1 rRNA gene is annotated in these 248 nt (G+C 54.4%); it reads right to left on the bottom strand.

Annotated elements, in window-relative coordinates:
* A 5S ribosomal RNA gene (gene rrf, locus QC029_RS31010) occupies nucleotides 1-66 on the bottom strand; the annotation flags it as partial.
* Between the last annotated feature and the right edge of the window lie 182 nt (nucleotides 67-248).

Genomic DNA, 248 nt, shown 5'->3' with positions numbered 1-248 from the left:
GCTGAAAGGCTTAGCTTCCGGGTTCGGAATGTAACCGGGCGTTTCCCTCTCGCCATGACCACCGAAACACCAACCACGGATGTTCCAAGCGAACAAACACACTGTTCAATTGAAACCCCATATCCGGCCAGGCCGGTCGTGGTCTCAGAACCCACACAGTGGACGCGAGCAAATCTATGGTCAAGCCCTCGGCCTATTAGTACCAGTCAACTCCACCCCTCACGAGGCTTCCATATCTGGCCTATCAA

This window comes from Streptomyces sp. DH37 (genome assembly GCF_029813835.1).
Taxonomy (GTDB): Bacteria; Actinomycetota; Actinomycetes; order Streptomycetales; family Streptomycetaceae; genus Streptomyces.
Note: the sequence above shows the minus strand (reverse complement) of the source record. Positions and strands in the feature narration are given on the sequence as shown.